The sequence below is a fragment of the Streptomyces sp. ISL-1 genome (assembly GCF_018614585.1).
In the GTDB taxonomy this organism is placed as follows: Bacteria; Actinomycetota; Actinomycetes; order Streptomycetales; family Streptomycetaceae; genus Streptomyces; species Streptomyces maoxianensis.
Genome location: NZ_JAGGOI010000073.1, coordinates 1 through 7,380, shown reverse-complemented (window position 1 = coordinate 7,380; position 7,380 = coordinate 1). Strand labels below are relative to the sequence as shown.

Here is a 7,380-nt window from a genome sequence, read left to right as displayed (position 1 = left end):
AGGTGAGCTGGGGATACCTCGCCAGCAGTGATCGCCCCCTCCAGCGGCCCACGCACCGCTGCCCGCAAATCAACCACCTTGTCAACCCCCGAAGGATTTACGAGCTCGACCACTAACTGATCGTTTCAGAATGAGATCGGTGTGTTGGCTTGGCAGTTGGGTGTTGTGTCGGCAGGATCTGCCGGGTGTCTGCTGATCTTGTGCCTGATGACCTGTGGGAACGTATAGCCCCGCTGCTGCCGGTTCGTCCGCTTCGGCGGTATCGGTATCCCGGGCGGTTGCCGGCCGATGACCGTGCTGCTCTGCGGGGCATCGTTTACGTGCTGTGCAAGGGCGTGAGCTGGCGGGACGTTCCCGCGGAACAGGTCGGCTGCAGTGGGGTGACGGCCTGGCGGCGTCTGCGGGACTGGACCGAGGCCGGGGTGTGGCCCCGTCTGCACGAGTTCCTCCTGGCCGAACTACGCAAAGAAGGCCTGCTGGAGATGGATGACGCTGCGATCGACGGCTCGCACGTCAGGGCCCTCAAAGGGGGGCCCACACCGGACCTTCGCCGGTCGACCGGGCCCGGCCCGGCAGCAAGCACCATCTGATCGTCGACCGGCACGGCACCCCGCTTGCCGTCTCCCTGACCGGCGGAAACCGCCACGTCGTCACCCAGCTCATGCCGCTGCTGGACGCCATACCCCGCATTCGCGGCCTGCGCGGCCGGCCACGCCACCGGCCCCGGCGACTGTTCGCCGATCGCGGCTACGACTTCGACAAGTACCGGCTCCTCATCCGCGCTCGTGGGATCACACCCAAGATCGCCCGCCGCGGCACCCCGCACGGCTCCGGGCTGGGCAAGACCCGCTGGGTCGTCGAGCGCACCTTCGCCTGGCTCCATCAGTTCAAACGGCTCCGCATCCGCTACGAGATACGCGCCGACCTTCATCTCAGCCTGCTCCAACTCGCCTGCAGCATCATCTGCTTGAGACGACTCCGAACCTCATTCTGAAACGATCAGTAAGCGGCGCTCGGGCGGCGGCAAGTTCAATCTAGGAGCCGCTGGAGTCGACGCGTCGGGCGGGAGTGATGTGCAGCGCCAGGCGACCTACAGCCTCGAACCCCGCGAGAGAGCCACCGTAAGCAAGGTGATCGACGGACTGATAAGCAAGGATGCGGTCATCAGCCGCCCGGATGCCACCACGGTATTGACCCGGTCAACGGGACCGAACCCGACAGCGCGAAATACGCCGCGACCATGGCCGGGGACCGAGACCTGAAGTTCCGCGGCTACGAGGTCTTCCGCTTCGGCCACGATGAACTCCGAGACCGCGACCGCGCCCACCCTCTGCTCGCTGGCTTCTTCGACATGCTCCTCGGCCGCCCGCCCGCCAGTCCTTCGTGAGCACGCCGGTCCGTGGCGACGAGGCGGCCATCGAAGCCAGCACGTGGCCTTGAGTAGTCAGTCCAAGGCCACGCCTGCCGTCAAGCCCACTGCACACCCAACTCAGCCAGGGCGGCCCGCTGTTCGGTGGTGAGCTTGTCCCGCCTCGATTTGGTGTTCGAGATCCATACGCCCAGCTTCACGACCATCGGCTCCGCCTCGCCGTCGACCGTGATCGTCTCGCTGTGCCCGCGGGGCACGGGCCGGTCCGCGCCTTGCCGCTCCACCCACTGCGCGAGGGCCGCCACGCCCCGCTGGAACGCCTGCTCCGCCTTGCTGGGGCCCTTCGTCGCACGCTTGGCCGCCGGGGCGGGAGACGGGGCCTCAAGCGGCTGTACGCCCAGCTGGGTCAGCCGTTCCTGCTGCTCGGTGGACAGCTGCGCCCAAGTGCTCGCCTCCCGTTGCCGTGCGAGCCACTTCCCCAGATTGTCGCCCTCGAAGAGGACGCCGGGCTGGATCTCCGGCAGTACGCCGTCGGCGTCGACCAGGTCGGCGAGCACCCGGTAGTGCCGCTGCCAGTCCAGCGGCCACGGGCAGTTCCAGTCCAGGTCGATGGCCGTCAGCTGCTTCGCGCGTTCCACGGCCCGCTCCGCGTCCTTCCCAAGGCCGCCCTTGCGCCGCAGATTTGCCAGGTACTGCCCGACGGGCACCATCGCCTCGCCTTCGCCCCAGACGGCGTCCTGCCGGGGAGCGAGGTGCCCGGTGGCCCGCCGGTAGGAGCGGAGCGCGGCGAGCTTGCTCTCCCAGGCTTCCTCGCCCGGTTCCCACACCATCCCGGCCTCCGGCGCGTCCAGCAGGGTCTTGCGCCGCTCCTCCAGCTCCCCGGCCCGCAGCGCCTTCCGCTGCTGGTGCACCCACCTGCCCAGCGGGAAGTCCTTCGTCACCCCTACTTCGACCTCAACGTCGTAGGGCACGGCGTGCAGGCCGGTGATCTCGTTCTCCGCCCGCCACCGCAGCAGGGCCTGGTAGCCCTCCAGCCACACCAGCGACTCCGGCCGGTAGACCCGCGTGCGCAGGAACGCCGCGATCGTCGCCGCGTCGCGCGGACTGGAGAAGTGCAGCAGCGCCGCTTCGGCAGCGGCCTGCGTGTCGTCCTGCTCCTGGTCCTCGCCCTCACCCTCGCCGCCGGCTCCGACGATCCGCCCGTCCTCATCACGCCGGACGTGCACCTTGCGCTGCCCGCTGGTGAGGGCGCGGGAGGCGAGCTGCTCGACCAGGCGCTCATCGTGCGAGCGCAGGCCCTGGAGCACGGCTACAAGGGGGCGGAAGCTGGCGGAGGCGACCATGTCGGTCGGGTCCTCGCCCGGACCGAGGAACACCGGCACCACCAGCGAGGCGGTCTTGCCCTCCCCGGGCTGCATCCGCAGCGCCCGCCCGACGGCCTGCACGATGTCGACCGTGGAGCCGCGCACGTCCGCGAACACCACTGCGTCGCAGTTCTTGGTGTCGATTATCTATAGGTGGGGAGTGCGAGGGACCTTTGCTCTGCTTGCCCCAGCAGGCGGTAGTGGCTCCGCATTGTCGACGCTGCGCAATTAGCTTTCAGCGGTGCGGTTGTTGAGACGTCGAATGGTGTCTGCGGCTGTACCGCCGAGGTCAGGGTGGTCGCGATAGAGGGCGAGCAGTTGGAGGGAGGAATGATCTCCTACGCGAGCGAGTAGGCGAAGCACGGTGGCGGTGCGATCGTCGGGCTGGGGGTGCGGGAAGAGCGAGGTGAGGTGCTCCGGGGCGCTCAGGCCATGGTGCAGAACGGTGCGGATGTGGCCAGGGAAGGAATCGACGATGAGGCCGAGCGCGCTCGTACGGATGTTTTGGGCGAACATGGCAACAGACTGAAACTGCTGGAGCGGGTCAACGGCGGCGTCCAGGAGAGAGATGGTGAGCTGCTCCCACAGCGGTATGCAGCGTGCGTATCGGTCATCTGAGTTGAGGTTCGGGCGGTGAAGCCAGAACAGGATCTGCCCGTAGCAGCGCCATGCTTCTGCGTCGGCGCCTTCGTGGCTGCCCAGCATCGGGGGAGGGATCTCCAGGTGTGCGGCGCAGCCTTCGATGCCGAGCAAGTGGCAACTGATCGCATTCTGGCGGAATGGATCGGGCACGTTCATATGTGACGCCCAGTAGCGGAAAGCTGGCAGTGCGGCCGGGTCCTTCGCGCGTACGAGCTCCTTGAGGACAGCGTCTGTGAACAGGCTGGCGTCCCCTTCCCGCACTGCGAGGATAAGCAGCGCGCGGCGTGCGGCCGGCTCAAGAGCATCGATTGCCTCGATAAACGGCGCAGAGATCACTTCCTCGAACTGGCTCTCCACGATTCTTTGAGCACGGGAATGGGCGTCGGGCTGCTTGGGACTGGCAAGGAGAGAAGAGATCTCCGCGGTGATGTCGTCAACGGCGTAGGGCGAAGTGAGCTGACCGTAGACGTGTAAGGCGTCGACGAGCATCGTGGAAACCCACACGCTGTCCGTGTGCACGTCGTTCAGCAGCTCGATGACTCGGGTCTCGGTGACCTCGTCCACGGTGGTGCGGATGGAGGTGAGCAGGTCGAGGCCTGCGAACCGCAGTTGGCTGGCCTTGGTGGCCCACGCGTGGCTGAACAGCGCTGGCGCCAGTGCAGCTACTTCGCTGTCGTCCGTCCAGCGCAGGAGGAGGCACAGCAGCATGGCCAGCCCGATGTCGTCGGCCTCCAGCGAAGCGGCCCATCTTTGGAGATCGGCTGCTCCTGCCGGCTGATGCCGGTTGTGCCCTCGCCTCGGCCACGCCAGCCGGAGCGCATGCGTGATCACCGCCGCAGGCAGCCGTGTACCGCCCGTCGACGCGATTGGCCCGTTCAAAGCCGCAGCAATCAGCCCAGCTACGCGAGAGGGCGTTGGGCCCCATCCCGTGCCGCGTCGGAAGGCCTGGTCATTCTCGCGCATGAGCCGGGCGAGTGGCCCCAACAGCCGCCCGTCGCGGGCGGTGGTGCCGAGGGCTGTGAACATCGCCTGCTCGTACTCGCTCCAGCAGCGGATCGGCTCAATGGCGTATCTGAAGTCGGAAGTGCAGGCGACCCTGCTGGCGGCCATTGCCTCGACCGCCTCTTCCAGGCAGCGCTGGGCCTCTGCCAATGCGACGCCGTCGGCCACCGGTCCCAATCGCCCGCACAGCGCTTCGATGAGTACGTCTGTGTCGGGCAGTCCCTGCAGCAGGCGGCGTACTTCGTCCGGGTCGCTGAGCAGCGCAACGGCCCAGACTGCCAGCTCGCGGCGATGCGGGCGCCGCAGCTCACCGGCCAGCTCCATAGCGCTCTCACGGGACCACATAAGGGCTTCGGCGGCGAGCAGCTGGGCGTACCACTCATGCCGGAACTCGACCCGCCGATGGCGAACCTGCACCACAGGCGATCTCAACGCCTCGTCCACCACGCCCACCGAGCCACCGAGCGCAACCAGTACCTGGGCAGCGCTGCGCTGGGCTTCTGCCAGCGGCAACCATCCCGCCAGCCGCTCGTCCATCAGCATCGCCCAGCGGTGCAGCACCTGCCGCAGAGCCGTCGGCTGCGACGCCCGCTGCAGCTGTTCACCCAGGTAGGCGTCCAATAGGGCAGCGCGTCCCGCGCCTGTCGGCAGACGCCGTGTCAGCTGCGCTGCCATCGACAGCTCGAAGGCGGTTCCAAACGCTTTGCACTCTTCCTCGACGACCTCTTCCTGTTGAGGACCTACCCCGTAGCACCGCAATAGCGCCGCGCGCTGCTGTGAGGTTGGATCGACCGTCCTCAGCTGTGCACCGCCGATCACTGCGGGCACGTTGAGGAACTCGTGGCTGGTGGACACCAAAGTGGCCTCGGCGCGGCGACACCACGAACTGAGCTGCAGCATCAGCCGATCCTGGAACCGGCTGGGACATTCGTTGATCGCATCCACGAGCAAGACGACCGGAAGCCCCTCCAACCGAGCGGCCCGCACCAGGCAGTCCGCGGATTGCGAGGTGAACGGGGCCACGCTCTCGTCGAGGCTGTCCTCCACACGTCCTTCGTATACGCCCGCTCGCAGCAGGATGGGCAGCCAGCCGACCTGCGCCAACCCCAGGGCGGCGTGAGCCAGGGTATGGCTCTTGCCCGTTCCCGAGCTGCCGACCACCTGGACGTGACGCCCGGGCCGCAGCCAGGCTGCCAACTCCGTTGACAGCACACCTTCTGCCCCGTCTTGCTCTTCCAGCGTCAGCCCAACCAGGCCATGTAACCCCTCGCTCAGGTACGAACCGAGGTGGGCTAGGTAGTCCTCCAGCGCCTGCCCCTTGGACGCGTCGCTGATGTCGGCCTGCATCTCCCGGTCGAGCATGGGACGGCAGAACACTCGCATCGTGTCCTCGCCGAAGAACCGTCGTACCAGGTCCGGCAACACAAACAGCATGTCGGACAACTGCTGCCGGCCCCACAGGTCAACAACCAGATCCTGGTGCTGTTCGCGTAGCCGCGTCAGCTCCAGGTCGACCTTTGTGTCGCGAACATCCGCCGTGGTGACGATCACCAGACGGTGAGCATCGAAGGGTCGGCCTCCATCGGCATATGCAGCCACTGCCTTGCGGAGATGGGCAGCGGTGAACTTCTCGTACCTCTTGGCCTGATACACCGCAGGTGGCTGGGAGGTGAAGAAGGCGACCACGTCGACCCCGTCCTGGGCCTGGCCGCCACGCCCGAAAGGTCGGGACTCCAGAGCATGGTCGGCCTGGACCGCCAACGCCACCACGAGATGCTCCAGAGCCTCCCAAGACAGCTCGTGCGTACGAAGCAGCAAAGGCGCCGTGACCGTCAAGGGCGGCTGCCCCGGCAGTTCCCTAGCCTGCTCCCCGCCGCCCTGGCCTGCGCTGCTCATGCGTCGTTTTTGCTGTCGTGCTCCTCGGGTTCATAGTCGGCGAGCGCGGTCATGGCTTCCCACATGGCCTCGTCGTCGTAGTCCGGCACCACCAGGTCGGGCTCGAGGCCGTCACTGTCCGGGTCGAGTTCCTGGGAGTGGGCCAGCACCTCGACCAGGAACCGTCGCGCGGCCTTCAGTAGGCCGGGATCCTCCAGCCACAGCCCGAACTCCAGGCTGCGGCGGGAGCTCTCCGTGCCGTTGGCGCTGCCCAGCCATAGCCGGTGTGGCGTGAAGCCGGTGACGTCCGCCACGCCGCCCAGGCCGTCCTCGTCGTGCCACCACAGCTCACCCAGCAACATCATCTTGGTGTGGAGGATCGGGACAAGATGGTCCCCGGCCTTGCGGTAACCCAGGGTGCGCAGCGCCGGCAACCGGATGTACTCCTGCGGTGAACCGGGACCCAGCACCGGCGCCTTGCCGCCTTGGTGGAAACGCAGCTCCTCCAGCTCGGAGAAAGCACGAACCGGGAATCCGGCCGCGTCTTTCACCGCCTCGGCGACCTTGCGTAGCCGTTCTACGTGGCGTTTGCTCCGCGGCTGCTTGCTCACCACCACGCATGCGGAGGGGAACTCGGCGATGCGCTGCAGCAGCTCAGGGTCGTCCACCCACAAGAAGGCCCCGAGCATTGCGGGCCCCAGACTCCGAGTCCGTCGCTGTTGCTCTAAATCCTGGCGGAACCCGTCGATCCCCTCGACGAGCCCGGCCAGCACGTCTGTCCCGAACCGGACGGGATGTGTTCCGTCGCCCAGGACTGCCTGCACGTTGAACTGGTTAGAAAACGACAGATCCATTTGCCCCCCTGCTGTCGCCAGCATTATGACGCGACACCACAGGCCACCGGGCACCGCGAGCGGTGACGTGATTGTGAGCGCTCCCCGCAAAGCACGCCAGCCTGCTCCGGCCGCTGCACGTTTGCTTCGGAAGGACGAGTTAGTTCTGAGAGTGCGGAACGTGAGCTCTTGTCCGTTTCGTGGTTGAGGTTGGGGAAGGACCGCTGGTGGCGGGTGGGGGGTGGCCCTCAGGCGTCGGGGCGGGCGAACAAGCGGGTTCGGGTTCGATGAGGAT

4 protein-coding genes and 1 pseudogene are annotated in these 7,380 nt (G+C 67.0%); 2 read left to right on the top strand and 3 right to left on the bottom strand.

The features are described 5' to 3' along the window. The first annotated feature begins 185 nt into the window (after window positions 1-185). Together J7E87_RS34190 and J7E87_RS34185 are read left to right on the top strand one after the other, a co-directional pair. Window positions 186-994 (top strand): IS5 family transposase gene (locus tag J7E87_RS34190; RefSeq protein WP_215098553.1). Its coding sequence is split into 2 segments (ribosomal slippage): window positions 186-525 and window positions 525-994, totalling 810 coding nucleotides; the frame shifts between segments, so codons are not numbered across the junction. 246 nt (window positions 995-1,240) lie between these two features. Further along, window positions 1,241-1,387, top strand: coding sequence for a hypothetical protein (locus tag J7E87_RS34185; protein ID WP_251018420.1), 147 nt, complete (start codon window positions 1,241-1,243; stop codon window positions 1,385-1,387). 80 nt (window positions 1,388-1,467) lie between these two features. On the opposite strand, the pseudogene J7E87_RS34180 reads toward J7E87_RS34185, so the two are convergent. The 3 genes and pseudogenes from J7E87_RS34180 to J7E87_RS34170 form a co-directional block, all read right to left on the bottom strand. Then, a pseudogene (locus J7E87_RS34180) lies at window positions 1,468-2,856 on the bottom strand (Helicase associated domain protein); the annotation flags it as partial. Window positions 2,857-2,961: 105 nt separating this feature from the next. Then, window positions 2,962-6,273 carry a hypothetical protein gene (locus J7E87_RS36045; protein ID WP_215098552.1) on the bottom strand — a complete coding sequence of 1,104 codons (3,312 nt, stop codon included), beginning with the start codon at window positions 6,271-6,273 and terminating at the stop codon, window positions 2,962-2,964. Next, window positions 6,270-7,130, bottom strand: coding sequence for a hypothetical protein (locus tag J7E87_RS34170; protein ID WP_215098551.1), 861 nt, complete (start codon window positions 7,128-7,130; stop codon window positions 6,270-6,272). The genes J7E87_RS36045 and J7E87_RS34170 overlap by 4 nt, the downstream gene beginning before the upstream one ends. Window positions 7,131-7,380 lie beyond the last annotated feature (250 nt).

Coding starts and splice junctions, on each gene's coding strand:
- J7E87_RS34170 (WP_215098551.1), bottom strand. CDS start 7,130: ATGCTGGCGACAGCAGGGGGGCAAATGGATCTGTCGTTTTCTAACCAG.
- J7E87_RS34185 (WP_251018420.1), top strand. CDS start 1,241: ATGGCCGGGGACCGAGACCTGAAGTTCCGCGGCTACGAGGTCTTCCGC.
- J7E87_RS36045 (WP_215098552.1), bottom strand. CDS start 6,273: ATGAGCAGCGCAGGCCAGGGCGGCGGGGAGCAGGCTAGGGAACTGCCG.